At 36.8% G+C, this 25,861-nt stretch carries 26 protein-coding genes; 24 read left to right on the forward strand and 2 right to left on the reverse strand.

All coding sequences use genetic code 11. The annotated features are described in order from the left end of the window. Positions 1-4: 4 nt before the first annotated feature. The 14 genes from AC4PID_RS15695 (at position 5) to AC4PID_RS15760 (ending at position 10,057) form a co-directional block, all read left to right on the forward strand. Positions 5-433, forward strand: a complete 429-nt coding sequence (locus tag AC4PID_RS15695; RefSeq protein WP_492132930.1) for a hypothetical protein — start codon at positions 5-7, stop codon at positions 431-433. 202 nt (positions 434-635) lie between these two features. Beyond that, on the forward strand, positions 636-851 hold the full coding sequence (locus tag AC4PID_RS15700; protein WP_492132931.1) for a hypothetical protein: 216 nt from the start codon (positions 636-638) through the stop codon (positions 849-851). A 191-nt stretch (positions 852-1,042) separates the two neighbouring features. Next, positions 1,043-3,421, forward strand: a complete 2,379-nt coding sequence (locus AC4PID_RS15705; RefSeq protein ID WP_492132932.1) for a bifunctional diguanylate cyclase/phosphodiesterase — start codon at positions 1,043-1,045, stop codon at positions 3,419-3,421. 67 nt (positions 3,422-3,488) lie between these two features. Beyond that, on the forward strand, positions 3,489-4,121 hold the full coding sequence (locus AC4PID_RS15710) for a TetR/AcrR family transcriptional regulator (RefSeq protein WP_492132933.1): 633 nt from the start codon (positions 3,489-3,491) through the stop codon (positions 4,119-4,121). A 12-nt stretch (positions 4,122-4,133) separates the two neighbouring features. After that, a complete protein-coding gene (locus AC4PID_RS15715; protein ID WP_492132934.1) occupies positions 4,134-5,126 on the forward strand; it encodes an energy-coupling factor ABC transporter permease in 993 nt (330 codons plus the stop codon). Positions 5,127-5,134: 8 nt separating this feature from the next. Then, the gene (gene cbiQ / locus AC4PID_RS15720) at positions 5,135-5,902 is read left to right on the forward strand and encodes a cobalt ECF transporter T component CbiQ (RefSeq protein ID WP_492132935.1); all 768 of its coding nucleotides are present in this window, start codon (positions 5,135-5,137) and stop codon (positions 5,900-5,902) included. 20 nt (positions 5,903-5,922) lie between these two features. Next, complete coding sequence (locus AC4PID_RS15725; protein WP_492132936.1) at positions 5,923-6,702, forward strand: energy-coupling factor ABC transporter ATP-binding protein; 780 nt, start codon at positions 5,923-5,925, stop codon at positions 6,700-6,702. Positions 6,703-6,819: 117 nt separating this feature from the next. Next, positions 6,820-7,182, forward strand: coding sequence for a NifB/NifX family molybdenum-iron cluster-binding protein (locus tag AC4PID_RS15730; protein ID WP_492132937.1), 363 nt, complete (start codon positions 6,820-6,822; stop codon positions 7,180-7,182). Further along, entirely contained in the window at positions 7,179-7,349 is a 171-nt protein-coding gene (locus tag AC4PID_RS15735) for a nucleotide-binding protein (RefSeq protein ID WP_492132938.1), read from the forward strand. The genes AC4PID_RS15730 and AC4PID_RS15735 overlap by 4 nt, the downstream gene beginning before the upstream one ends. After that, on the forward strand, positions 7,333-8,037 hold the full coding sequence (locus AC4PID_RS15740) for a 4Fe-4S binding protein (RefSeq protein WP_492132939.1): 705 nt from the start codon (positions 7,333-7,335) through the stop codon (positions 8,035-8,037). Before AC4PID_RS15735 ends, AC4PID_RS15740 begins: the two co-directional genes overlap by 17 nt. Beyond that, on the forward strand, positions 8,034-8,909 hold the full coding sequence (locus tag AC4PID_RS15745) for an ATP-binding protein (protein WP_492132940.1): 876 nt from the start codon (positions 8,034-8,036) through the stop codon (positions 8,907-8,909). Before AC4PID_RS15740 ends, AC4PID_RS15745 begins: the two co-directional genes overlap by 4 nt. A gap of 7 nt (positions 8,910-8,916) precedes the next feature. Then, positions 8,917-9,279 (forward strand): NifB/NifX family molybdenum-iron cluster-binding protein, encoded by a 363-nt coding sequence (locus AC4PID_RS15750; protein WP_492135391.1) that lies wholly within the window; start codon positions 8,917-8,919, stop codon positions 9,277-9,279. Between the two features lie 60 nt (positions 9,280-9,339). Then, positions 9,340-9,705, forward strand: a complete 366-nt coding sequence (locus AC4PID_RS15755) for a DUF134 domain-containing protein (RefSeq protein ID WP_492132941.1) — start codon at positions 9,340-9,342, stop codon at positions 9,703-9,705. Between the two features lie 64 nt (positions 9,706-9,769). Continuing rightward, positions 9,770-10,057 carry a hypothetical protein gene (locus AC4PID_RS15760; RefSeq protein WP_492132942.1) on the forward strand — a complete coding sequence of 96 codons (288 nt, stop codon included), beginning with the start codon at positions 9,770-9,772 and terminating at the stop codon, positions 10,055-10,057. A gap of 96 nt (positions 10,058-10,153) precedes the next feature. Here AC4PID_RS15760 and AC4PID_RS15765 read toward each other — a convergent pair whose 3' ends face one another. After that, positions 10,154-11,437 (reverse strand): PQQ-dependent sugar dehydrogenase, encoded by a 1,284-nt coding sequence (locus AC4PID_RS15765; protein WP_492132943.1) that lies wholly within the window; start codon positions 11,435-11,437, stop codon positions 10,154-10,156. A gap of 220 nt (positions 11,438-11,657) precedes the next feature. Here AC4PID_RS15765 and AC4PID_RS15770 point away from each other — a divergent pair, with 220 nt between their 5' ends. From AC4PID_RS15770 to AC4PID_RS15815, 10 genes are all read left to right on the forward strand, one after another. Continuing rightward, a complete protein-coding gene (locus tag AC4PID_RS15770) occupies positions 11,658-12,569 on the forward strand; it encodes a DUF5692 family protein (protein WP_492132944.1) in 912 nt (303 codons plus the stop codon). A gap of 288 nt (positions 12,570-12,857) precedes the next feature. Next, on the forward strand, positions 12,858-14,801 hold the full coding sequence (locus AC4PID_RS15775) for an aconitate hydratase (protein WP_492132945.1): 1,944 nt from the start codon (positions 12,858-12,860) through the stop codon (positions 14,799-14,801). A gap of 57 nt (positions 14,802-14,858) precedes the next feature. Continuing rightward, positions 14,859-15,875, forward strand: coding sequence for an isocitrate/isopropylmalate dehydrogenase family protein (locus tag AC4PID_RS15780; protein ID WP_492132946.1), 1,017 nt, complete (start codon positions 14,859-14,861; stop codon positions 15,873-15,875). Positions 15,876-15,878: 3 nt separating this feature from the next. After that, on the forward strand, positions 15,879-17,252 hold the full coding sequence (locus AC4PID_RS15785; RefSeq protein ID WP_492132947.1) for a citrate/2-methylcitrate synthase: 1,374 nt from the start codon (positions 15,879-15,881) through the stop codon (positions 17,250-17,252). A 148-nt stretch (positions 17,253-17,400) separates the two neighbouring features. Then, positions 17,401-18,951 (forward strand): diguanylate cyclase domain-containing protein, encoded by a 1,551-nt coding sequence (locus AC4PID_RS15790; protein ID WP_492132948.1) that lies wholly within the window; start codon positions 17,401-17,403, stop codon positions 18,949-18,951. Between the two features lie 391 nt (positions 18,952-19,342). Further along, on the forward strand, positions 19,343-20,473 hold the full coding sequence (locus AC4PID_RS15795; protein WP_492132949.1) for an ABC transporter substrate-binding protein: 1,131 nt from the start codon (positions 19,343-19,345) through the stop codon (positions 20,471-20,473). 240 nt (positions 20,474-20,713) lie between these two features. Then, on the forward strand, positions 20,714-21,571 hold the full coding sequence (locus AC4PID_RS15800) for a branched-chain amino acid ABC transporter permease (RefSeq protein ID WP_492132950.1): 858 nt from the start codon (positions 20,714-20,716) through the stop codon (positions 21,569-21,571). Position 21,572: 1 nt separating this feature from the next. Next, positions 21,573-22,592: a branched-chain amino acid ABC transporter permease gene (locus tag AC4PID_RS15805; RefSeq protein WP_492132951.1), complete on the forward strand. Its 1,020-nt coding sequence runs from the start codon at positions 21,573-21,575 to the stop codon at positions 22,590-22,592. Further along, positions 22,570-23,328 (forward strand): ABC transporter ATP-binding protein, encoded by a 759-nt coding sequence (locus tag AC4PID_RS15810; RefSeq protein WP_492132952.1) that lies wholly within the window; start codon positions 22,570-22,572, stop codon positions 23,326-23,328. Before AC4PID_RS15805 ends, AC4PID_RS15810 begins: the two co-directional genes overlap by 23 nt. Before the next feature lie 8 nt (positions 23,329-23,336). After that, entirely contained in the window at positions 23,337-24,041 is a 705-nt protein-coding gene (locus AC4PID_RS15815; protein ID WP_492132953.1) for an ABC transporter ATP-binding protein, read from the forward strand. An 85-nt stretch (positions 24,042-24,126) separates the two neighbouring features. Here the strand turns inward: AC4PID_RS15815 and AC4PID_RS15820 are convergent, their stop codons facing one another. Next, entirely contained in the window at positions 24,127-25,815 is a 1,689-nt protein-coding gene (locus AC4PID_RS15820) for a diguanylate cyclase (protein ID WP_492132954.1), read from the reverse strand. Positions 25,816-25,861 lie beyond the last annotated feature (46 nt).

The following is a 25,861-nucleotide window of genomic DNA, read 5'->3' on the forward strand; positions in this document are numbered from 1 at the left end:
AATGATGGAACATAGAGAAATAGCTGTAAAATGCTTCAATTCTACATGGGATTTAATTGATAAGAAAGACAGAACAGACGAAGAGGTTCTTCAGATGATTCATATGGCACACGCTTCAAGATATCATTGGGGTGAGATTGGTACACCGGTTAATTTTACAAGAGGTGAATGGCAAATCTCAAGAGTTTACGCTCTTGCTGGTATGGGAGAAAGTGCACTTTATCATGCAAAGCATGCTTTGAAATTCTGTGTAGACCATAACATCGGTGACTTTGATTTAGCATTCGCTTACGAATCACTTGCGCGAGCTTACAGTGTTTTAAATCTACAGACTGAAAAAGAAGTTGAAATTGCACGCGCAAAAGATGCTGCTGAGCAAATTGCAAAGAAAGAGGACAAGGATTATTTCTTGTCTGAGCTTGCTTCAATTTAATAGACAGGTTAGGTTTGAAATAGTGTGAATTAGATATTTTTAAAGATAATAATAGCCTTCTAAAGATGATTGATTAATAGTTCATTTTTAGGAGGCTTTGTTTTATTTTCAAACTGTTCACAGATAATTAATCGGTTAAAATGATTACTTCTCTAGAAATTTGGTATACATAAAATAGTCAAACATGAAAGGAGTGTTAATAATGCCAAAAACTATTTTTAGGGACAGATGGCACCATCTAAAGGATGGAATTAAACACAAATGGGAAGATATTTCAGATGAAGAAATTGAAGAAATCAATGGAGAATTTGACAAACTGGTAGCTTATATTAAAGATAAGTATGGCGTTGAAGAAGAAGATGCTGTTAAACAAGTACTTGAGTTTCAAGATGCTTGGATTAATAGAACACATTTATAGTGTTTTTCACAGAAAATTAATATAAACATAAGGGAAATGGGTTTCGACCCATTTTTCTTATGCGAAAAATACTTTCAAAAAAATAAGTTTTATAGGACTTTAGACCTTGATAATTATTTAGAATGTCGATATAATTAAATGTAAAATGTTGGGTGATAATATTTTAACAGAATATACATATGAGGTATAAAATGAAAAGCATTCGCTCGAAGGTAATGGCTTGGTCTGTGAGTATTTTAATATTACTGATTTTAATTTTGTTTTTTGGTGCTTTTAATACATATAAAAATTCAATAGAGTCAACCGTCAAAGAAGCTATGGCAAGCACTGCCTCTGACTCAGCTTGGCATTTAAGCAACTTCCTTGACGGGTATCTTGCACCTCTTGAAAAGCTAGCAGAGGATGATGTCGTAAAATCCATGCATTTAGCAATCCAAAAAGAAGTCATCAGTCTGCAAATCAATCCCAATTATGAAAATGTAGCCGTCATTGATTTAACTGGACGTGCCTATTATTTGGATGGAAGTGAAATTGATCTTAGCGATCGTCCATACATACAAAAGGCACTACAAGGTGATAGAAGTCTTTCAGAAATGATTATTTCAAGAAAAACTGGGGATGCTGTAATTGTTGCAGCAGTTCCAATTTACGATGAAGATGAGGTTGTAGGTGCATTAATTGCTAGACTAGATATGAACCTCCTAAAACAATACCTTTCAACTCAGAGTGTGAACAAGACCTATGATACATTTATCATTAGCGACAAAGGTTCTATTGTAATGGTTTCAAACCCACTTGTTTTCCATAATTTAGAATGCTTAAATATTGACGAGCTTATTACTAAAGATAGCACGTTTAAAGGTTTTTCAGAGATTGTTAAATCTAGTGCCTCTATTATGGGTGGTGATAGCGAACTCAAATTAGATGATAAAGATTATTTTACACATTATGAATCCATTCCAAATACAAATTGGAAAATTTTCATAACAATGCCTAGATCCGAGATGACTAACAAGTTGAGCTCTGTTTTATTTATACTTATAGGAATTGCTTTTATTATTTCAGTTGGTGCAATCATATTTACATGGAATATTATAAAAAAATATACAGCGCCAATATTAGAATTAGATCGACTGATGGAAAAAGGTTCATCTGGGGATTTTAACGTATACTTTAATCCCACATCTGAGGATGAAATTTCACGTCTTGGCATAAGCTTCAATCGATTAATGGACAAAATAAAAACATTAACCTATTACGACCCAGTGACTCACGCTTTAAACCGAAACGTGTTTAAAAACCGTATCAGACATCTTTGTAAGGTGGATCAGAAAAACAAGTTCACATTGATTATGATTCTGATAGACGATATTAAAAAATTAAGTGAAACAAAAGGCTTTGAGTACACGGACAGTATATTAAAAATATTAGCAGAAAGAGTAAGAAACGAGCTTGGCGAGGAACAAAATCTATACCGGTTTGATTCTGACACTCTGATGATTACTAGTGAATGTTATGAGCATCAAAGCCAAGATGTTGAGCTGCTAGCACAGAGTATCTTAAATTTAATACAAGAGCCGATGTATCTAAAAGGTGGCTATGAGGTTAGTAGAGTTAAAGCAAGTATAGGTATCTATCACCGGTGTGAAGAGCGAGAATATGAAGACCCAGTCATGGCTGTGACTGTTGCAACTAAGTACGCCTATCAGACGCAATCAGAAGCGCCAATAGTTTACGATGCAAGCATACATTTATACGAAGAAGCGCATCAGAACTTAATCGTAGAAATTTATAATGGGATAAAGAACGATGAGTTTGTTTTATATTATCAACCCTTATTTAATCTTGAAAATCGAGGCTTTGCAAAGCAGGAGGCACTAATAAGGTGGCACCATCCTAAGCATGGCCTTCTGTTTCCTGATGCATTTATTGAAATTGCTGAAAAATATGATGCCATCGTTGAATTGGATTATTGGGTGATAGAAAATGCATGTAAAACCATTGAAAAATGGCAGCTTGAAAAGTTGATTTTAAAACCTGTATCAGTAAATGTTACCGCAAAAACGTTTGAAGACGCTCACTTTATCCATCGAGTAGAAACAATTCTAAGTATGTATAAGATCCCTGCTCATATTTTAGAATTTGAAATAACTGAACGAGTGGTTATTAAAGAAGTTGAAAAAAATGTTGCAACCTTGCATAAGCTAAAACGACTCGGTATTAAAACAACATTAGATGATTTTGGAATTGGATATTCATCGCTCAGTTACTTAATCAATTTACCGATCGATAGTGTAAAAATCGATCGTAGTTTTATTGAGCAAATGAGTAGTAGAAGTGAGGCGAAATCAATTGTTTCCGCAATTATTAACTTATGTCAATCTATTAATCTTCTAGTTGTAGCAGAAGGCATTGAAAACTATGAAGAGTTTGAATATCTTAAAAATTGTAATTGTGAAATTGGACAAGGCTATTACTTTTCAAAACCATTAACAATTGAAGCTTTAGAGCAACGGTACTTGTCAAATAATGAAATACGACGTCTACAAATTGAAACAGAATACTATTGACAATAGAAGTAAATTCAACTAGACTAGCATTGACCACTTTGGTCAATGCTTTTTTTGTGAGGTGAAAATGATAGATCGTTTAAGAAATACTTACAGCAAGTTTTTCGCATTATCGTATGAAAAACAAGTGGTTATCCTCAATGCGGCGATAAATGAATTTGTTAGAGGTGGATTCGACAAAGCCTCAGTAAATACAATTGTTGAAAATGCAAATATTTCAAAGGGTTCATTGTTTTTTTACTTTGAGTCTAAAAAAAATCTATACTTATTTTTATTTGAATACTGTGAGTATTTGATTATAGAGAACGCTAGAAAAAGTATGCATTTTGTCGAAGGTGATTTTATCGCTAGAATGCAATTAACCATGCATCAAAATCTAACTTTGCTAGAAACGCACCCAAGTATCTTTGCGTTTGTAAAATCGTGTAAAAGTGAAACGGATGCGACCATTAAACCTTATGTCAGTGAAATCGTAAAGGCGAGCGATGAAAAAATATTATCACATGTCTATCATAATATTGATCGGTCGCTGTTTCGAGATAAAGCTGAGATTGAACTGGCAATTACGACGATAAAAGCGACATTATTTCATGTAACACATACCTGTTTGGCGGATCAAACAATGACTCTAAAAGATGCAAAATCGGAAATTGATCGATTTATTGTATTTTTTAGAACACACTTTTACAAAGTAGAATAGGGAGGTAATGCGATGCATATGGGAGACGCACTTATTTCGCCTGTGGTAGGCGGCTCATTAATTGCTGCAACTGCAGGTGTAATGACGTATTCTGTAAAAAAACTAGATAAAGAAAGTTTGAAAGCAAAGGTTGCTTATATGGGCGTTGCAGGTGCATTTGTATTTGCAGCACAGATGATCAATTTTTCTATCCCTGGTACGGGATCTAGTGGACATATCGGTGGTGGTATGCTACTAGCGATTCTTTTGGGGCCATCAGCAGGCTTTTTAGCTATGGCGAGTATTCTGTTAGTACAAGCCTTGTTTTTCGCCGATGGCGGTTTATTGGCATATGGTGCAAACGTTATTAACATGGGGTTGTTCACTTGTTATTTAGCGTATCCATTCATCTATAACGCATTTGTTAAAATTAAAAGATTCGAAATGAAGACTAGGATTGCCTTAGGATCATTCTTTGGTGTTGTCATTGGGCTTCAATTCGGCGCTTTTGCAGTTGTTGTTGAAACGGTTATTTCGGGAAGAACAGAGCTACCATTTTTATCATTCTTACTATTTATGTTACCGATACATTTGGCTATTGGCGCAGTTGAAGGTGCAATTACAGCAGCAATAGCTTTGTTCTTATATCAGCAACAACCAGATCTTCTCTATCGAAAGCAATCAACTGTGAAGATTGGAGTTAAAAATAAAATTGTAATTGGTTTTATCCTTTTTACTATTTTTATTGGAGGAGTGGCATCTTTATATGCTTCTAGTAGTCCAGATGGTCTAGAGTGGTCAATTTCAAATGTTTCTGAAAACTTTTTTGAAAATTCAGATCGTTCATTCCTACAGGTCATTCAGGATAAACTGGCATTTTTACCTGATTATAGTTTTAAATCAAATCCAGAGGGGAATGCGGTAGGGACAAGTTTGTCTGGAATCGTTGGTAGCTTTGCGACACTGATTCTCGTCGTAACCGTTACATTCATCATTAGAAAGGTATCCGTTCAAAAGAGAGCATAGGTAACATAATGACGAAACTAGTAAATGTATTATTTAATTTAAGGGAAATTGAAGCGCTTTGTACGCATGAAAACTGGTTTTCAAAACAAAAACCTGTTTTCAAGCTGTTTTCAGTTCTAATATTTTTATTGATTGTATCTACAGTTCCAAAATATAATCTGAATAAAATGCTTTATTTTACAATCATACCACTAATGATATTGATTGTATCTGGTCTTCCAGTAAAACCTTTTATTCGTAAGATGGCCTTGCCTAGCTTTTTGGCTATAGGACTTGGGCTATTTAATCCATTTTTAGATCCAAATAAATTTAATCTTACAAGTCACTTTACAATTTCTGCAGGCTGGATTTCTTTTGTCACTTTATGGTTAAAGTCATTAATCTGTGTCGGTATGACACTCCTTTTGGTAGCGACAACAAAAATTGATGCAATTGGTGAAGCTTTATTGCAGATGAGAGTACCAAAAACATTTGTGTCCATATTTGTTATGACTTATAGGATGATCTTATTGCTTGTAGATGAGTTGGAACGTGGATTAACGGCATATTTGCTTAGAAGTAATGGTCGAACTTCACTACATTTCTCACATTGGGGCTCATTTGTTGGACAATGGTTTATTCGCACCGCAGACAGAGGTGAGCGGTTGCACAATGCCATGTTATTAAGGGGATACAATGATACTTTGATTTATGAAAATCAATCATTAGCAGCTAAAGAAGGTACTTTACTAGCATTATTTGTTTCGACATTATTATTTATCAGGATTACGTTGTAAAAGTGAAAGGATAATCATAAATGCAAGATATTCTTAAAGTTGAGAAATTTAGTTTTTCATATTCTTCAGATAATCTGGTACTTGAATCCGTTGAATTTATTTTAAAAGAAGGCGAAAAAGTTGCACTTCTAGGCGCAAATGGGACAGGAAAATCAACACTCATGAAGTTGATGATGGGGCTACTAAAACCAACTTCGGGAGAAATGTACCTAAAAGCATCAAGTATTCATGAACAGAGTAATGTGAATCGTTGGAAAAGCCTTGATGTTAAAGAAATAAGAAAACAACTTGGTTACGTTTTTCAAAATGCAGATGATCAGTTATTTTGTGCTTCAGTATATGACGATGTGGCATTTGGTGTGAGAAACCATATTGATCGTGTTACCGGTAAAAAACTTTCAAATAGTGAAGTGGAGCTAAGGGTACTAGATGTTTTATCTGATGTTGAAGCGTTGCATTTAAAAGATAGAGCACCCTATCAATTGTCCGGTGGTGAAAAAAGAGCAGTTGCAATAGCGACGATACTTTCAATGCAGCCAAGAGTTATATTAATGGATGAGCCTTCAACAGCCTTGGATTCTCATTCGAGAAGAAACTTAATCATGCTGCTAAAAAAAATAGAGCAAACTTTGTTTATTGCCACACATGATTTAGAGTTGGCATTGGAGGTTTGTGATAGAGTTCTTGTAATTAATCACGGCAAAATAGTAGCAGATGGACCACCGATGGTTGTCCTATCTAATTCAGAATTATTAAAAGAAAATCGGTTAGAGATGCCGTATTCTCTTAAAGTCAAATGATAATAGATTTAATAGATGGAAATCGCTTTACATGATGTAATGCGATTTTTTATTTGACATATGTCAATAACGGAGTATAATCAAGTTAATGACATATGTCAAATATGGAGGTAAAAGATGAAAATTGCAATTCCAGTAGAACAGAATCAAATTCAAACCATTATTAGCGCTTCATTTGGCAGAGCACCATTCTATTTAATTCATAATACAGAGAATAACCAAAATGAATTTATTGACAATAGTGCTTTACTGAGTCAAGGAGGAGCAGGTGTAAAGGCAGCTCAAATATTACTAGACCAAAATGTCGATGTACTTATAGCGCCTAGATGTGGTGAAAATGCAGCTTTATTACTGCGCGAAGGCGGTGTTTCGCTCTATAAAAATAATAGTGAGCAGCCTGAAAAATTAATCGAGTCATTTAAACAAAGTCAGCTGGAGCTTCTGATAGACATACATGCTGGCTACCATAATCACCAATGAAGATTGCAATTTTAAGCGGAAAGGGTGGCACTGGTAAGACGATGCTGTCTGTAAATTTATCGGTTGCTTCACATAAAGGTATTTATGTTGATTGTGATGTTGAAGAACCCAATGGTCATTTGTTTTTTGATTTGATAGATCAAAAAAACAATGCCTGTAGAAGTTGATTTACCAGTGGTGATTAATGATAAATGTACAGGTTGTAGAAAATGTATTGAATTTTGCAAGTTCAACGCTCTCGCATGGGTTGGAGGTAAAGTTAAGGTATTTGAGAATATTTGTCATTCTTGTGGTGGTTGCTCAATTGTTTGTCCAGAAATGGCAATCGTTGAAAAAAAGAAAATAATTGGTAACATTCTCACTGGTGAATATAAAGATTTATATGTATCAAGTGGTGTGATGAATATTGGCGAAGAATCAGGCGTACCAATTATCAAAGCTTTACTAAAGAATGTAGATGAAGAAAACAAATGCCTTTTAAGGGACAACATTATCATTGACTGTCCACCTGGAAGCTCTTGTTTGGTAAGCGAGAGTATTAAAGATGCAGATTACGTTATATTGGTTGCGGAACCAACTATTTTTGGTACACAAAACCTGGAAATGGTACATGAGTTAGTTAAGATGTCTGATAAGCCATATGGTTGTGTTTTAAATAAATGCGAGGATTATGATAACCCATCAGAAATTTACTGCCAAGAAAATGGTATTAAGATATTGGGTAAGATTGATAATGACTTGGAATTAGCGCGGTTAATTTCAAGTGGCAGAATACTGGTTAATGAGGACAGTAAGTATTTAGAGCTGTTTCGCTCCATCCTTAACAGAGTGACTTTAGAGGTGAACAAACAATGAAGCAACTTTTAGTTTTAAGTGGTAAAGGTGGCACTGGTAAAACGACAATTTCCTCGGCATTAATAAAACTTTCAAATGCAAAAGCCTTTGCTGATTGCGATGTGGAAGCACCTAATCTTCACCTAATCAATAGAGGTAATCCCCTAATTAAGTCTTTTGATTATTGGGGGATGGATAAGGCGGTTATTGAACCTTCTAAATGTCTAGGGTGTAATGCGTGTTTTTCCAGTTGTAGATATGAAGCAGTCATTAGATCCACATCAACGATCGACCTCAAAGAAAAATATAATATTGATCCGAATAAATGTGAGGGATGTGGTGTTTGTGAGGTAGTTTGTCCGGTGAATGCTATCTCACTTAGGCCTTTTAAGTCAGGTGAAATTCAGCTATATAAAGAGGATTATATCTTTTCTACCTCTAAGTTAAAAATGGGAAGTGGCACTAGTGGTATGCTTGTGACTCAAGTAAAGAAATTGTTACAAGGTTATGGAAAAAATATGGAATTAGCTATAATCGATGGACCACCAGGTGTTGGATGTCCTGTGATTGCATCGATAAGTGGTGTTGATTTGGTTTTACTAGTGGCTGAACCATCTAAATCTGGATTGAGCGATTTAAAAAGAGTTGTTAAAACGATTGAAATATTTAAGGTGCCAGTGGCTGTCTGTATCAATAAGTATGACGTTAACCTTGAGTATACAGAGCAAATTGAAAAATTTTGTATGGATTTAAACCTAACATTTATAGGGAAAATACCTTATGATCGTGAGGTAATAAAAGCAGTTAATCAAGGATTAACAATTGTAGATCAAGAATCAATAGCAAAGAATGCGGTAATAGAGGTGTACGATAATTTAATGAAAGTATTATAAGGAGGGTATTATGAAAATAGCTATCGCAAGTGAAGGCGGCGTTGTAGCAGGGCATTTTGGACATTGTGAAGGATTTCAAATTTATCATTTGGAAAATGGCGTTTTGACAAAGAGTGAACATATTGCTAATCCAGGACATAGACCTGGTTTCTTGCCAAATTATTTGAACGATTTAGGTATTAATGTCATTATTTCTGGAGGTATGGGACAAGGTGCTATTGATATATTTAATGAAAAACAAATTGAAGTTATAGTCGGTGCACAGGGATTATTAGATCAAATTGCCAGCAAATATTATGAAGGTCAACTTAAATCAACGGGTAGCGTCTGTCACCAACACCAGCATCATGGAAGCTGTGGTGAACATTAGAATTTGACATATGCCATATATCCGTTATAATTAGGATAGTTTTAATGAATGGAGAATCGTATGCCAAGACCTCGAAAAGGTAGACGTGTCTGTTGCTTGCCAAGTAACAAACAGTTTGGTCCTCAAAATACAACTTATGAAACAACAGAGATCATCATTATGTCGGTTGATGAATATGAAACGATTCGATTGATTGATCATGAAGGGTTTACTCAAGAAGAGAGTGCAAAGCTTATGAATGTTGCACGTACAACCGTTCAATGGATTTACGTTTCTGCGCGCAAAAAATTGTCTGATGCATTGGTAAACGGGAAAACCCTTAAAATCGAAGGCGGTAATTATGAGCTTTGTGATGGTAAAGAAAAAAGCTGTGCTTGTGGTGGGTGTAAAAAGCATCGAATCATCAATCAGATAGGACCTATGTAATGGGTGTTGCATGTCTTCAAACAAATTGCTATAATCAGTTGAAGTGAAAGTTTTGGAGGTTTTAATGATGGAATGTATTTGTAGTACGTGTGGTAATTTGAAAACTTATGTTGATGAGGACGCTATAGAAGGCGATGGTATATATGAAAGCTGTGAGTTCGGCTATCCTGAAGCAACTTGTGAAAACTGTAATGTAGATGGTTGTGATTTGACCTGTTCAAACTATGTTGCTGAGCTTCAGACTGAAGGTGTAAAATCAGTACCTTGTTCAATTTGTGGCAATCAAGTAGAAACGGCAACTCAAAATGATAATGCTGAAGTTTTTTGTGTATCATGCTATTTAAGTAAATAATCATATCAATATTAATTAATGAGTAAACCCCTGAAACTGATTTTATACAGTAGCAGGGGTTTTTGATTTGTTTTCAAATTATTATCACTAGATTAGTTATTCTTCAATCAAGCGATATAATCCCCCTTGATAGTCAATAATGAGCAGCTCATTATCAGGAGCAAGTCCAAAAGAAGCAATTTTAAGCTGAGTATCCACAAGTTCGTAATTACTTACAGTATGGTCTTCATTAATCCATAGTCCCCAAACCTTACCAGAAATAAAATCGCCATAAATGTAAAGACCATAAAGACTGGGCGTAAATGTACCTGTATAGGTGAAACCACCCGTTATGGATTCGCCATTTGGATGCGCGTATTCCCAAATGGGTGAAATAAATTTATCAATTGATAAATCGGTCTTTTTATAGTTGTGTGTTCCTTCATAGTAATGCCATCCGTAATTGCCGCCAGTTTGGATAAGATCAATTTCCTCGTAGGCATCCTGTCCAACATCAGCTGCTATGAGTAGATTTCTTAGTGCGTCGAAGCTAAAACGCCATGGGTTTCTTAATCCGTAAGCATAAATTTCAGGTTTAGCATTATCATTATTGATAAATGGGTTATCTGCCGGAATGTCATAAGTTGCTTCATTAATTTGATTGACATCGATTCTTAGAATCTTACCCAGTAAACTGTTTAAATTTTGAGCATTGTTATTTGGGTCGCCACTAGAACCACCATCTCCACTGGCGATGTAAAGATAGCCATCTGGTCCAAAAGCAAGATGTCCTCCATTGTGGTTGGAATAAGGCTGTTGATAGGTCAATAGGATTAATTCAGAAGTCAAATCACCCACGAATCGATCTTCATTAAGTGTTGAAAATCTTGAGATGATTGTACCGGTACGATCGGTATAATTTACGTAAAAATACCCATTCTCAACAAAGTTTGGATCAAGTACAAACCCCAACAGACCTTTTTCATTTGCATTATTACTGATGATTTGACCTAAATCGATGAAGATTTCAGGACTTGCCATTGATTCATCACTTTTAAACCAAAGAATCTTACCCCCTTTTTGGACGACAAAGATAACATCTTCAAAATAAGTTGTATAGAGTGGTAAGTTGAAAGTGTAGTTAGAGTAGACTTTTTCAACTTGATAGGATTTTGGTGAAAATTCTAAATCGTATATAGAAGGCTCTGTTACGACTTCAGTTGTTTCTTCAGTTGTTAGAACTGTTGTTGATTCACTTGTGATTTCTGCTGAAGTCATGGATTCACCATTAGCAGAAGGTGTATTAACGTCTTCAGTCGTCGTTCTATCAACTTGTGTCGAACAAGCAGATAGAATGATTGCAATAGCTATATAAAATATTAATATGAGATTTCTTTTCATTTTTTTCTCCTTTCTATTTTAACTCTTATACCCAATGAGAATAGATTTCAATATGACAGTGAGGTTAAATCAATCGAGTAATTTTACGATACAAACGGTATCTCTTTGTACTATTTCTTAAGGAACTGCAATAGATTAATTGCTTTCTAATCGTAGAGTGGTAAAATTAGTATTGGACTTATTGATAAAAAAATAACAGAGAGAAAAAGGGGGAAGTATAATGTTTTTATTTGAATCTATACCTTGGTATAGTGCCATTATGTGGTTTGTTGTTTTAGGTGGTTTAATTGGATTAAATGAACTTGCAAGATTGAACAAATGGATTTCATTAGGACTTTTTTTAGTTTTACCAATCATACTTACGATTTTTGTGTGGCCAAAGACAGCTGGTGAAGGTACAAGTGTTGGCACTTGGTTTCACTGGGCAAAAGTTTATTCTGCACTAGCAGGATGTTTGGGTTTCTTAGCAATTCGTCATATTAAAGGCGCAGCGAATAACAAATGGGTATTGTTTTTTCCAGCGTTTATTTTGGCAATCAACATTATGGAAGCAGTGGTCAGAGATTTTCAATGTTATAGCTTCAATGGTTTGATCGATGGTGTCGTCATTATTGGTGGACCTTGGAATATAATGAATGGGATTGCAGGTATCTTAAACATCATCACAATATCAGGATGGATTGGCATTACCATCGGCAGAGATAAAAAGAAAGATATGCTATGGGCAGATATGCTATGGTTCTGGATCATCGCATATGATTTATGGAATTTTGCATACGTCTATAACTGTGTTTCTGATCATGCCTTTTATGCAGGTGCAGCACTCTTGATATCGTGTACCATTCCAGCCTTCTTTATTAAAAGAGGTGCGTGGCTACAACATAGAGCGCAAACACTTGGCTTTTGGATGATGTTTGTTATGAGTTTTCCTACCTTTGTCGATACTTCAAAGTTTGCTATTAAATCTTCGCATAATGAGACCGCTCTATTTGTTATCAGTTTCTTAGCGCTAGCAAGCAATGTTGCGGTATTTATCTATCACTTTGCTAAGGTCATTAAATATAAGAGAAATCCAATTCATACAGAAGTTCATAGTGATTTAGCTGCATTTAAAGAAGTGAAAATGAGCTAAAAAGTAAAATGAGCTAAAAAAGTGAAAAAAGATTTTAAATCGACGTTAAAGACGTGCCATTAGGTACGTCTTTTTTATTTAGCCACAATCTTGCTTGTGGTAAAATCTGTGGACTCGATGTCCGAAGATTTTTATTTCGCTTAACTGGTTAAAGTTTATTTTATATAAATTAATTTTGATGTTCTAAGTGAATTGACAAGTGAAATTCAAATGCGTATAATCGTATACAATAATACGATAAATGAATTTTTCAAATTGTATACTTGCAAAAATGGAGGGACTTATTCGATGAACTTAACATTGAAATTATTGAGTAGTCATCTGCTCGAAGGTGAATTAAAAACAGGAAATGAAGTGAAATTAAGGGTCGATCAAACCCTGACACAGGATTCAACCGGCACGATGGTTTATTTGCAACTTTTAGCACTAGACCCTGTAAAAATCGCACCTGAAACTGCAGTTGCCTATATTGATCACAATCTTCTTCAAGCTGGTTTTGAGAATGCGGATGATCATGATTTTATTAGAACTGTTGCTTCAAAGTTCGGTATTAAGTATTCTAAAGCGGGTAATGGCATCTGTCATCAACTTCACCTTGAAAGATATGCTGTTCCAGGAAAACTTCTTATAGGATCTGATTCACATACACCAACCTGTGGCGCAATGGGCATGCTTGCCATAGGGGCTGGAGGTTTGGATGTCGCCGTAGGACTGGCGTATGGCTACTATACTTTAAAAGTACCAAAGGTGATCGGTGTTCACCTGACCGGCGCACTTAAGCCATGGGTAAATGGAAAGGATGTTATCTTGACGCTTCTTAAGCAGCTAACTGTAAAGGGAGGCGTTGGCTCAGTAATCGAATACTTTGGAGAGGGGGTTGCTTCATTGACGCTAACAGATCGTGCGACAATTACCAATATGGGTGCAGAACTTGGTGCGACAACTTCTTTATTTCCTTCAGATGAGCAAACCTATGATTACCTAAAACGACAAAGCAGGGAAAGTGGCTATATCGAGTTAAAATCAGATGTCGATTCAAGCTATGATCAAGTGATTCAGCTGGATCTAAATGCGATTGAACCTATGGTTGCATTACCACATAGTCCTGATAATGTCGTTACTGTAGATGAAGCGGGTGATGTCGTTATCGATCAGGTTGCCATAGGCAGTTGCACCAATTCCTCTTTTAAAGATCTAATGCGAGTGGCCAATATTTTAGACGGTAAGCAGCTACCGTCCCATGTGAGTTTAGTAATCTCACCAGGTTCAAGTACCATCTTAAATATGCTTGCAGAAAATGGTGCTTTAGGCAAAATGATAGCTTCTGGCGCGCGGATACTTGAAGCTGCCTGTGGCCCTTGCATCGGTATGGGTCAAGCGCCAAAATCTAATGCCATATCCCTTAGAACATTTAATAGAAATTTCAAAGGTCGATGTGGTACAGAATCTGCTAGCGTGTACTTAGTTAGTCCTGAAACTGCTGCAATATCAGCTCTTAAAGGGAAGTTGGTTTCACCGGCGACTTTAGAATCAAATGCGGCACTATTTGAAGTTACAGAGCCTGAAGCATACAAAACGATGACCCATTATATGATAGAGGACACTGCATCAAAGTCAGTGCAGATTGAAATGGGACCTAATATTAAACCATTTCCTATAAATGTGCCACTCCCTGACTTACTAAAAGGTAAGATCATACTCAAAACGGGTGACAATATTACCACAGATGATATCGTTCCCTCAAATGCATCTCTGTTACCACTTAGATCCAATGTACCTGAACTCAGTAAGCATTGTTTCAAAGGGGTTTCAAGTTCGTTTTATGAGGATGCAGTTGTTAAATATAAGGATCAAAATCTCATCATCGTTGGAGGCGAAAATTATGGGCAAGGCTCGAGTCGTGAGCATGCGGCGTTGGTACCATTATATCTTGGTGTAAGAGTGGTTCTGGCAAAATCATTTGCAAGAATTCATCGAGCGAACCTGATTAATTCAGGTATTTTGCCACTGATCATCGATGCGAAAAGCTATCGAAATCTTGCAGCATCAGATGAAATCCATATGAGTAATCTTGAGATGATTTCTGATATGGACTTTGTGGAAGGGTTTGATATCTTTAACGAAACCAAGCGCATATCGGTTCGAGTGAGATTAGATGGCTCACTTGAAGATGTTATGAAGATAAGAGCTGGCGGGCAAATCAATTTGTTAAAGTCAAAGAGTGGTAAATAAAACGTAAAATTAGATCATTTGACTAGAAATTATGAAAGAAAGCGATGAGGTAGAGGTATGGCAAATATAGAGATTACATTAATTGAGGGGGATGGCATAGGGCCTGAAGTGACGAAAAGTGCGAAAGAAGTACTTGATTTTCTAGTTGAAGATATCAGCTGGCAGCATGTCATTGCAGGCAGTAAAGCGTTGGAACAAACTGGCGAACTCGTTCCAATGCAAGTGTTTGATAGTGCAGAGAAGACAAAACTCATACTCAAGGGACCTATTGCGACGCCGATCGGAAAGGGCTTTAGAAGCGTCAATGTTTACTTGAGGAAGCATTTTGATCTTTATGCCAATGTACGTCCTGCCAAATCATTTGAAGGTGTTCCCTCTAGATATAAAGCGGTTGATTTGGTCATATTTAGAGAGAATACAGAAGGGCTTTATGCGGGGATAGAAGAACGTGTGGATGAGGATACAAGACATTCAATTAAGGTGATTACACGTCATGGCTCAGAAAGAATTATCCGTGCTGCCTTTGACTATGCCCGTGCACAAAATCGTAAAAAGGTAACTTTGGCGCATAAAGCCAACATCTTAAAGGAGACAGATGGACTGTTTTTAGAAATCGGTCGAAAGATCAGTCAGTCTTACCCAGACATCGAGTTTGAAGAGATGATCATAGACAATCTTTGCATGCAGCTGGTGATTAATCCCAATCAGTTTGACGTATTTGTAACGATGAATCTATATGGTGATATTCTGTCGGATTTGTGTGCAGGGTTAGTGGGTGGCCTTGGGTTAACGGCTAGTGCGAATATAGGAAATGGCTATGCCCTGTTTGAACCTGTACACGGCAGTGCCCCTGATATCGCTGGTAAAAATCTAGCCAATCCGACAGCGATGTTACTCTCTGCAGCGATGTTACTCAAGCACGTTGGTGAGACAGATAAAGGTGAAAAACTTGAAAAAGCGATAGAACTTTTGCTTAAGAATCCAGAAAATCATACCAAGGATTTAGGCGGACAAATTACTACCACTGAATTTACCAAACGCGTTATCGAAGTTCTGGCATCGGAGGTGAAGTGAGTTATGGTAGACATAAAAAATGAGGCTAAGAATTCGTTGATAAAGTCTCTTGCAGAAAAGGCTGAGAAAAACAATCGCATATCTGAAAGTCTTTATGAAAAATACGATGTGAGACGCGGCCTTCGAAATCCTAATGGGACGGGTGTGCTCGTCGGTTTAACTGAAGTGGGTAACGTTGAAGGCTACCGAATCATAGAGGGTTTGAAACAGCCTGATGAGGGTAGACTGTATTATAGAGGCTACAATATTTCGGATTTGGTCAAAGGCTTTCAAAGTGAAAAACGATTTGGGTTTGAAGAGGTCGCTTATTTGCTTTTAGTGGGGGAACTGCCAACGGCTATACAGTTACAAGAGTTTAAAACACTACTTGGAACTTATAGACAGTTACCAGCGGGATTCACTGAAAACATGATTTTAAAAATACCAAGTCGAGATATTATGAACAAACTACAACGCAGTGTCTTGGTGCTTTACTCAGATGATGAAAATCCCGATAGCATTGAAATAGAGAATCTGATGAGACAGTCGATTCAACTTATTGCAAGCTTTCCAACTATAATCAGCTATGGGTATCAAGCAAAGGCACATTATTTTGAAGGAAAGAGCTTATATATTCATCAACCTGATCCAAAGCTAAGTACGGCTGAAAATATATTGAGATTGTCTCGCCCTGATTGCCAATTTACAGCTGTTGAGGCGGAAACCTTAGATCTTTTAATGGCAATTCACGCAGAACATGGTGGTGGTAACAACTCAACTTTTGCGATTCATGTGGTCTCTTCAAGTGGCACTGATACGTATTCGGCGATTAGTTCTGCCATTGGTGCTTTAAAAGGACCTAAGCATGGCGGTGCAAATTCTAAGGTGACTGCCATGGTGGAAACGATCAAACAAGAGTGTGAGGATTGGCAGAATGAAGTTGCATTGAAAGCGTATTTAACAGGAATTCTAGATAAAAAATACTTTGACGGCACTGGTTTAATCTATGGTATGGGACATGCGGTCTACACTTTGTCAGACCCTAGAGCTACACTCCTTAAGGAAAAGGCATTGGAACTTGCTGAGGAAAAAGGCAGTGATGCCATTGCAACCTATAGCCTATATTTGAACATCGAAAAACTGACAAAAGAGCTGATTAAAGAAAGAAAGGGCAAAGAAGCTGTAATTTGCTCGAATGTAGATTTATACAGTGGATTTGTCTATGAGATGCTGAACATTCCAAGTGAATTATTTACGCCACTATTTGCCGCTTCTCGAATCGCTGGATGGTGTGCACATAGGATTGAACAGGTCGCAAGTGATACAAAAATCATGCGTCCGGCCTATCAATCTGATATAATTGACCGAGTTTATATTGACCTAACAAATAGGACATAAGTCTGAAATCTTTGTACCCAACGGAAATTGTGTTTTTTGTATGCAAATTCCAATTGTTCGTATAAAATAGTTTTATGATAAACGATATGTTGTGAAATTATAATTATATCTTTATCAAGGAAGTATTAGAATAGAACTTGGGGGCAACATGCAATTAAAAAAATCAAAGAAATTGAGTACGCATATTTATATTGCTATTTCACTGATCGTTTTGATATTAATGCTTATTTCAAGTATCACGATTGGTGTATTTGTTGGTAATTCTATGCGGAAAAAAGTGGAACAGTCCTTGTCTGAAACAGCTTTTCATATGGCAGACAAGATGGATCAGTTCATGTGGTCGAGATCGGGAGAGCTCTATACGATTTCAGAACTTGAACCGATGAAAACGTTGGATCATCCTGAGGAAGTGAGCGCGCTTTTAAATAGTTTAAAGCTTCAGTTCCCATCGTTCTCATGGATCGGTGTTACCGATGTAAACGGAAAAGTAATCGCAGCAACTGACGATATCTTATTAGGTGGAGATATCTCTCAAAGGCCTGTCTATCTAGAGGGGATTAAAGGAGAGTTTATTGGTGATGTTCATGAGGCTGTGTTATTAGCAAATTTGCTTCCTAATCCTACAGGAGAGGTTATGCAGTTCGTGGATATCAGTTTTCCGTTGACCGATCAGAGTGGTAATATTATCGGTGTTATAGCAGCACATTTGAGCTGGGAATGGGCAAGAGAAGTTGAAGCGACAGTACTTGAACCCATTGAGAACGACCAAATTGAAATCTTTGTCGTTAGCGCTGTGGACGGTAGTACACTTTTGGGCGATGCGTCGAAAGTTGGTCAAGTTTATGAAAGTGATAACTGGCATTATATTGAAGCCAGTTCTATTGCAGATGGCTACTTAAATTACAGTGGTCTCAATTGGACGATCTTCGTTAGACAGGATAAGTCAACCGCTCTAAGCAGTGTACGTAACCTACAGTGGGTGATATGGTCGATCGGCATTATTTTATTTGTCGTCTTTGTTTTATTTGGACGCTATTTTGGTAAAGCCATTACAAAACCATTAGAGGTTCTCATTAAAGCGCTTGATCAGGCGAGATTTGGTGAAAAGCCTTCACTTCCAACACATAAAGGTGTATTGGAAATCGAAAAATTATCTGAGACATTACATGAGCTATTTGAAGCCTTAAACATCAATATGGCGACGATTAATACGCTTGAAAATGTTGCCAATACAGATGGTTTAACAGGTATAGCAAATCGTGCAGGATTGAAAGCTTACTTTGATCAAACGACGAGACATTATAAGCAGTTATCTGTGTTATCAATTGATTTAGATGGATTTAAGCAGATCAACGATCAATATGGACACGAAGCTGGTGATTATGTACTCTGTGAGGTTGCTGAAAGATTGCAGATGACCATCAGAGATCGTGAGATCGTCGCAAGAATTGGTGGCGATGAGTTTGTAATTTTACTGATTCCAAATGAGACACCATTAGACTTAGGGTCACTTGTGGCAAGAAGAATCATAGACGTTATCAATAAGCCAATCGTGTATCATTCGTTTTCTTTACATGTAGGCTGCAGTATCGGCTGTGCAACATGGAATGAAGGCGACACGATGAAAGAAGCCATCCAAAGATCAGATGAAGCGCTCTATCGCGCAAAGTCATCAGGAAAAAATAAGTTTGAAAATTAAATAAGATCTATCGCAAACAATTTTATACTAAAACAATCAAAAACGTCCGCCGTACGCGGACGTTTTTATTTTGGAAACCTTGAACTTTTTCGAGACAAATGTTACATAAAATTAATTTATAAGACATACCAAATACTTTTGGTTATGTTTTTTTGTGTGTAATGGATTGTGAAAAAAATTGAAAGCAGACTTATAAATGTTGAAATTGAAGCGTTATAAATCAAATATTTATATAAAAATTAATTTTTATTTGAAATTATAAAAAAAGTGATTGATTATTCAGAAAATACAGATTACAATAAGTTTCATATTTGAAAGACAAATTAGTCCGCCGTAGAAAGACTCTGTTCGATAGGATACAAGGCGGAAATAAAAGAGAGGGGAATTTCTTATGAAGAAAAGATTAGCATTAATAATGGCTATGGTTATGATTCTAAGTTTGGCTTTGGCAGGTTGTTCAAAATCTGAAGCAGACAGTGTTATCAAGTTGGGGGTAATCGGACCTATGACAGGCGATTACAGTATGTACGGAACAGCAGTTGCTGAAGGTGCAAAATTAGCTGCAAAAGAAATCAATGCAGCTGGTGGGGTAAATGGTGCTACAATCGATATCATCGATTATGACAGTAAGGGTGACAAAACAGAGGCAGTAAATGCTTACAATCGTTTAAGAGATCAAGATGGTATTAAAGGTTTAATCGGTGGTACATTCAGTGGTGAAACTTTAGCGATTAAAGAAATCGCAGTTGGCGATAATATGCCAGTGTTATCACCTACAGCGACTCATAATGATGTAACTTTAAATGCAGCAAACGTATTTAGAGCATGCTACACAGATCCATATCAAGGTGCAACTGCAGCAAAATTTGCTACAGAGCAATTAGGCGCTAAAACTGCTGCTGTACTCTATAACATCGAAGATGCGTACTCTGATGGTTTGGCAAATGCATTTAATACTAAATTTGCAGAAATAGGAACCGTAACGGATTTCGAAGGTTACACAACTAAAGATGCGGACTTCAAAGCAGTATTAACTAAAATTGCAGATAAAGACCCTGACGTAATCTTTTTACCGGATTACACAGCAAAAGTCGGTGTTATTCTTTCTCAAATTAAAGAGCTCGGTATCGACGTTATCGCAATTGGTGGCGATGGCTGGGATGGTATTGAAGCAGATTATGCTGACGTAGCTGAAGGTCATTACTTTGCAAATCACTATGCAAAAACAGATAGTGCACAAATCGTTCAAGATTTTATAGCTGCATATGAAAAAGAGTATGGTAAAACACCTAGTGCACTTGCAGCTCTTGGTTATGACTCAACTTATATCATGGCTCAAGCTATGGAAAAAGCAAAAAGCACAGATGCTCAAAAGGTTATCGATGCACTTGCTAAAACGGATGGTGATTATGTAACTGGACACATCACATTCGATGCAAATGGGGACCCTGTTAAGAGTATCTCAATCATTCAAATCGTTGGTGGCGAACACAAATTAGCTGCTAAAGTATCAGGCGAGTAGTTTAAAGCATTATTACCGATCTTAGTAGAATATAAGCATTAAATGTAAATATGAAAGGAGCTGTTGGATATCGATATAAGATTTACAACAGCCCCTTTTCTTAAAGAAATTTTTGAAATACGTTTTAAATTTCAAAGGGAAGATAAAGAGTTATATAAAAATATGGCTAACAGAGATGCTGAGAAGCAAAGAAAACGGTAGAAATAGGGGGGAAGTCATTTGGTATTATTCCTACAACAAATGATTAATGGTTTATCTGTAGGTAGTATTTATGCATTGATAGCGCTTGGCTATACAATGGTCTACGGTATAATTCGATTAATCAACTTCGCACATGGCGAAATTATGATGGTTGGTGCGTATATTGCTTTCATACTTGCAGTCAACACAAGCTTACCATTTATTCCAATATTACTGATATCAATGGTTTTATCGGCTGTAATAGGCGTTATCGTCGAAAGAGTTGCATATAAGCCACTGAGAAAGGCACCGAGAATATCGGTATTAATAACTGCTATTGGGGTTAGTTTTTTTCTTCAGAATTTAGCATTGGTGATTTTTAAGGCGGATCCTAAGATTATGCCAGAGCTAATTGAGAAAAAACCAATCGCAATCGGTCCGCTTCAAGTGGGGACAGTAACTGTAACCACATTAGCGCTTTCGATCGTATTTATGATTGCACTTGATTTATTTATAAAGAGAACAAAGCCTGGAAAAGCGATGCGTGCTGTATCAGAGGATAAAGACGCAGCAGTTTTAATGGGCATTCATGTCAATAAAACCATTTCACTAACGTTTGCAATTGGTTCGGCATTAGGCGCACTTGGTGGTGTTTTATATGGTATTACCTATACTCAAGTGTTTCCTACTTTAGGGGTCTTACCAGGGCTAAAAGCATTTATTGCCGCTGTACTAGGGGGCATTGGTTTAATCCCAGGAGCTGTACTTGGTGGTTTCGTCATCGGTATGATAGAAACAATTACCAAAGCTTATCTGTCTTCTCAGTGGTCAGACGCCATCGTATTTGGCTTGCTGATTATCGTATTAATCGTTAAGCCAACTGGTATTCTTGGCAAGAACGAGAAAGAGAAGGTGTAAGATGACTAAAAAAATGATTAAAAATTATGCGATAAATTTTGCAGTTGTCGTCTTAATCTTCGCTGGATTAATGGGGATGATGGCAACTGGTATGCTGAGTAAGTATCATCAGGGGATTATCATTTTTATTTTAATAAATGTAATTCTAGCAAGTAGTTTAAATTTAGTAACTGGCTTTTTAGGACAACTCACTCTAGGACATGCCGGTTTTATGGCAGTGGGTGCATATGCTTCAGCATTATTTTCGATTGCTTTTAAAGGTCAGATGCCAAATTTACTGCTTTTAATAATTAGCTTAATAATCGGAGGAATCGCGGCTAGTATCGTTGGGATTATCATAGGTATTCCTGCACTTAGACTGAGAGGCGATTATTTGGCGATTATTACACTCGGGTTTGGTGAGGTTATCCGCGTCGTTATAAACAATATTAAAATTACTGGAGGCGCTCAGGGGTTAACAGGAATCCCGAGAATCGCAACCTTCCAAAGTGCGTTTTGGATAGCTGCATTGGTTATTTTAGTTCTTTATAGATTAACGCATTCTAAGCAAGGTAGAGCGATACTATCGATAAGAGAAGATGAAGTTGCAGCAGAGGCAGTAGGCGTAAGAACGACTTATTATAAGGTATTAGGCTTTGCTATAGCTGCTGGTTTTGCAGGTGTAGGTGGTGGGCTTTATGCACACTATATCGCTTTCCTCGATCCAAATACATTTGGTTTTATGAGATCAGTTGAAATATTGGTTATCGTCGTACTTGGTGGAATGGGGAGTTTAACAGGAACCATAGTTGCAGCTACTGTATTGACCATCTTGCCAGAGGCATTAAGAGGATTTTCAGATTTTAGAATGCTCTTATACTCATTCATGCTGATTGTTATGATGCTATTTAGGCCACAAGGGCTTTTTGGAACAGGTGAGTTTTCTTGGCAAACACTATATGATCGAACAAAGTTGGTTCACTCTGCATTAAGAAAAAGAGAGAAAAGGGGGGGAATCGATGGCGCTACTGGAGGCAAGTAATATAAGCATACAATTTGGTGGACTAAAAGCAGTCGATAATTTCAACCTTCAAATTAACGATAAAGAGCTTGTCGGCTTAATAGGACCAAACGGAGCAGGAAAAACGACTGTATTTAATATGTTGACCGGTGTTTATATGCCAACTGAGGGCGATATTGCTTTAGATGGCAAAAGCATCGTCGGTAAAAAACCATATGAAATTGTAAAGATGGGAGCATCAAGAACCTTTCAAAATATACGATTGTTTAAAGAACTCACAGTTCTTGAAAACATCAAAATTGCATATCATCACGATCTGCATTATTCAACCCTTTCAAGTATTTTTAGACTCCCATCTTTTTGGAAATACGAAAAACATGCCGAAGAGGCATGTCTTGAATTTTTAGATATCTTTGAAATGCGAGAGTATGCAGGTACTTTAGCTAAAAACCTCCCATATGGGAAACAAAGAAAGTTAGAAATCGCAAGAGCATTGGCGACAAAACCCAAAATTTTAATGCTCGATGAGCCAGCCGCAGGTATGAATCCACAGGAAACACATGAGCTCATGGAAACCATCAGCTTAATTAGAAAGAATTTTAATATCGCAATTTTACTCATTGAGCACGATATGAGTTTGGTAATGGGGATTTGTGAGAAAATTGTGGTTCTAGATTATGGTAAAGTCATCGCTCAAGGAACTGCGGAAGAAACAAAAAATAACAAAGACGTTATTCGCGTCTATTTAGGGGAGTAGGTGACAGCATGCTAAAAGTTAAAAACATCGATGTCTTCTATGACAAAATTCACGCGATTAAAGACGTAAGTTTTAATGTTAGCCCAGGTGAAGTCGTTACTTTAATTGGTGCAAATGGTGCTGGTAAAACGACTATCCTCAAAACAATTTCCAAATTACTTGAACCTACAAATGGTGTGGTATTATTTGAAGACGAACCTTTAAATAAGTTGTTACCACATCAACTGGTCTATTTAGGAATGGCACATGTTCCAGAGGGAAGACGTGTGTTTTCTAGAATGACAGTAAAAGAAAACTTGGAAATGGGCGCATTTATCAGAAAAGACAAATCAGGTTTAAAGGCGGATTACGATCAAGTTTTTTCCTATTTTCCAAGGCTCAAGGAAAGGATTAATCAACCTTCTGGAACATTGAGTGGTGGCGAACAACAGATGCTGGCTATAGGCCGTGCGATGATGTCAAAACCAAAATTACTTCTTCTAGACGAGCCTTCTATGGGGCTTGCACCATTACTCGTTAAAGAAATCTTCAATATTGTCGAAACCATAAAAAAACAAGGTACAACGATCCTACTTGTCGAGCAAAATGCAAATCAAGCACTACAAGTAGCCGATCGAGCATATGTACTGGAAACAGGGAAAATTATCAACTCAGGGGATGCGAAGGTGCTTCTTGAGGATGATAGTGTTAAACGCGCATATTTAGGAGGTTAGCCACTCTTTAAATAGTCGATCCTTTGAAATGTCAACAATCTAAAGAAGCAAGCCGATAGGCTTGCTTTTTTAGTGTGTGCAACATTTAATTTTGAAATAAGTCAAAAAAATCAAAATCACTTTTAATAATATGCCCCACAACGACATCTTGGATCAGATATTTTGCAACAGTGAGGACTGAAATTGAATGATTGTGAAGCCCTTTCTCTATGCTTTTTGCCTTAGTCACTAATTCTCTGTGAATTTGCTTGTGTTCTTCTAACTGCGAATAATGGTATTTTTCTAGAATTTCCTCTTCGTTATCAAAGTGCGTCACGATATGTGACATCAGCTTATCAAACTGTTTTAAGGTCTCTTCTTCGGTTTCAGGTCTAAAGCAGTTCACGATGATTTCATTTGAAAGACGAATTAATGCAAAGTGCTCATCGTCGATCTCAGGGTTACCACTTCTAAAAAAGGGTCCCCATTCTATGTTGATCGGTAAACCCGAAGCGTTGATGTATAACTCCTCATCTGTGACCACCTTGTTTCTGCCTGTTAACTTTGCTAAATAGAGTGAGTTATCGACGCGTTTGAATACTGATTCCTCAGTATCATCTTCACGCCACTGTGTTACACCAAAGCTTGAAGTCAGTTTAACGATACCGTCTACTCTCAACGACTCTATCTGTGTGCGTAGCTTTTCAGCGACAAAGGAAGCGGATTTCAGGTCTGTATCGAGGAGTAGAATACTAAATTCTTCGCCACCCCAACGGCATATTAAGTCACTTTCTCGAAGCTGAGATTTCAACAAATTAGCAACTGATTTTAATACTTCATCACCAGTTAGATGGCCATATTCATCATTAATCTGCTTGAAATAATCCAGATCGAGTAATATCAGTGAAAACGGACGGTTATTTCGGAGTGATTCATGTACTTTTTTATTAAAGCTCTCAATGTAAAAGGCGCGATTGTAAACACCAGTAAGTCCATCTCTAGTGGCGAGCTCGTAGAGCTTTTCAGTCTTTTTGAAGTTGTCTTGCGTAATTCTATAATGGGTTAAGCAAGTATGAATACGCAACATAAAGAGTTTAAAATCAAGGGGTTTTAAAATGAAATCATCAGCCCCAATTGCAAGACAATGTGAGATCGCTTTTCCTTCACCATAAGTAGTTACCAGTATGACAATGGCATTGTGATTGTATTCTCGGATGTTATATATGACATCCTCACCATCGTAATCAGGCATAACCAAGTCTACCAAATAAAGATCGTACATAAACTCTTGATCCATGAAATCGGTCGCTTTTTGGTAATAATCCACCTTTGTAATATTGTATTTTAAAAAGAAAGCTTTAATAATCTCAAGTGAAAACCGACTGTCGTCGATTACAGCAATATTAAGTTCAGAGAGCGTCTTTATGGTTTCAATTTCTTGACTAATAGTGTCAAGATATTTATTGAGTCGTCCATAGCTGAAACCCGTCTTACGCATTACTGTCATTATACCAAGATCATACAAATGGGTCTTTGCTAAAAAGTCGATTTGATCTGATATGATGATAATCGAGATAGGACTAATCGAGGAAGAGAGCATCTGTTTAATCATCAGTTCAATGTTAAGTATGTCCTCTGAGCAATCAAATATTATAAGCTGAGAATCATTGAGAGATGCAGTCATTAATGATGTATGATCTAGCCTTTTGTGTTCAAAGGCAATGCCCTTATTTTCAATAAATGATTGGAGATTTACCGAAAAATTATCATCGTTAGCAATATAAAGTACTTTCATATGAGCTCCTTTAAATACTTCATTTTTCACAGTATACCCAGAATAA

The organism is Fusibacter sp. QWL-12 (assembly GCF_058683495.1).

Coding starts and splice junctions, on each gene's coding strand:
- AC4PID_RS15695 (WP_492132930.1), top strand. CDS start 5: ATGGAACATAGAGAAATAGCTGTAAAATGCTTCAATTCTACATGGGAT.
- AC4PID_RS15765 (WP_492132943.1), bottom strand. CDS start 11,437: ATGAAAAGAAATCTCATATTAATATTTTATATAGCTATTGCAATCATT.
- AC4PID_RS15700 (WP_492132931.1), top strand. CDS start 636: ATGCCAAAAACTATTTTTAGGGACAGATGGCACCATCTAAAGGATGGA.
- AC4PID_RS15740 (WP_492132939.1), top strand. CDS start 7,333: ATGCCTGTAGAAGTTGATTTACCAGTGGTGATTAATGATAAATGTACA.
- AC4PID_RS15775 (WP_492132945.1), top strand. CDS start 12,858: ATGAACTTAACATTGAAATTATTGAGTAGTCATCTGCTCGAAGGTGAA.
- AC4PID_RS15735 (WP_492132938.1), top strand. CDS start 7,179: ATGAAGATTGCAATTTTAAGCGGAAAGGGTGGCACTGGTAAGACGATG.
- AC4PID_RS15715 (WP_492132934.1), top strand. CDS start 4,134: ATGCATATGGGAGACGCACTTATTTCGCCTGTGGTAGGCGGCTCATTA.
- AC4PID_RS15770 (WP_492132944.1), top strand. CDS start 11,658: ATGTTTTTATTTGAATCTATACCTTGGTATAGTGCCATTATGTGGTTT.
- AC4PID_RS15810 (WP_492132952.1), top strand. CDS start 22,570: ATGGCGCTACTGGAGGCAAGTAATATAAGCATACAATTTGGTGGACTA.
- AC4PID_RS15820 (WP_492132954.1), bottom strand. CDS start 25,815: ATGAAAGTACTTTATATTGCTAACGATGATAATTTTTCGGTAAATCTC.
- AC4PID_RS15790 (WP_492132948.1), top strand. CDS start 17,401: ATGCAATTAAAAAAATCAAAGAAATTGAGTACGCATATTTATATTGCT.
- AC4PID_RS15710 (WP_492132933.1), top strand. CDS start 3,489: ATGATAGATCGTTTAAGAAATACTTACAGCAAGTTTTTCGCATTATCG.
- AC4PID_RS15755 (WP_492132941.1), top strand. CDS start 9,340: ATGCCAAGACCTCGAAAAGGTAGACGTGTCTGTTGCTTGCCAAGTAAC.
- AC4PID_RS15745 (WP_492132940.1), top strand. CDS start 8,034: ATGAAGCAACTTTTAGTTTTAAGTGGTAAAGGTGGCACTGGTAAAACG.
- AC4PID_RS15795 (WP_492132949.1), top strand. CDS start 19,343: ATGAAGAAAAGATTAGCATTAATAATGGCTATGGTTATGATTCTAAGT.
- AC4PID_RS15800 (WP_492132950.1), top strand. CDS start 20,714: ATGATTAATGGTTTATCTGTAGGTAGTATTTATGCATTGATAGCGCTT.
- AC4PID_RS15725 (WP_492132936.1), top strand. CDS start 5,923: ATGCAAGATATTCTTAAAGTTGAGAAATTTAGTTTTTCATATTCTTCA.
- AC4PID_RS15815 (WP_492132953.1), top strand. CDS start 23,337: ATGCTAAAAGTTAAAAACATCGATGTCTTCTATGACAAAATTCACGCG.
- AC4PID_RS15805 (WP_492132951.1), top strand. CDS start 21,573: ATGACTAAAAAAATGATTAAAAATTATGCGATAAATTTTGCAGTTGTC.
- AC4PID_RS15785 (WP_492132947.1), top strand. CDS start 15,879: ATGGTAGACATAAAAAATGAGGCTAAGAATTCGTTGATAAAGTCTCTT.
- cbiQ (WP_492132935.1), top strand. CDS start 5,135: ATGACGAAACTAGTAAATGTATTATTTAATTTAAGGGAAATTGAAGCG.
- AC4PID_RS15705 (WP_492132932.1), top strand. CDS start 1,043: ATGAAAAGCATTCGCTCGAAGGTAATGGCTTGGTCTGTGAGTATTTTA.
- AC4PID_RS15780 (WP_492132946.1), top strand. CDS start 14,859: ATGGCAAATATAGAGATTACATTAATTGAGGGGGATGGCATAGGGCCT.
- AC4PID_RS15730 (WP_492132937.1), top strand. CDS start 6,820: ATGAAAATTGCAATTCCAGTAGAACAGAATCAAATTCAAACCATTATT.
- AC4PID_RS15760 (WP_492132942.1), top strand. CDS start 9,770: ATGATGGAATGTATTTGTAGTACGTGTGGTAATTTGAAAACTTATGTT.